This is a genomic window from Stenotrophomonas sp. SrG (genome assembly GCF_050031795.1).
In the GTDB taxonomy this organism is placed as follows: domain Bacteria; phylum Pseudomonadota; class Gammaproteobacteria; order Xanthomonadales; family Xanthomonadaceae; genus Stenotrophomonas; species Stenotrophomonas rhizophila_A.
In genome coordinates this window covers 1-242 of record NZ_JBNBBE010000923.1, presented here as the reverse complement: position 1 = coordinate 242, position 242 = coordinate 1, and the positions used below count along the sequence as shown (strand labels likewise).

At 69.0% G+C, this 242-nt stretch carries 1 protein-coding gene; it reads left to right on the top strand.

Annotation, left to right across the window (positions count from 1 at the left end):
- Positions 1–242 (top strand): ATP-binding cassette domain-containing protein (locus tag ACQG3P_RS22185; protein ID WP_426806257.1); only part of this gene is annotated, 242 nt, incomplete at both ends.

The window sequence follows — 242 nt, the reverse complement described above, 5'->3', positions numbered from 1 at the left end:
GCCGAATGGCTCGGGCAAGTCCACCACCATCCGCATGCTGTGCGGCCTGCTCTCCCCGAGCGCGGGCGAGATCGAAGTGCTCGGCCTGCGCATACCGGAGCAGGCTGAAGCGCTGCGCCGGCGCCTCGGCTACATGACCCAGCGCTTTTCGCTGTTTGAAGACCTCACCGAGCGCGAGAACCTGGAGTTCCTGGCGGCGGTGCAGGACATCCCGCGCGCCCGGGCGCGGCAGCGCATCGATG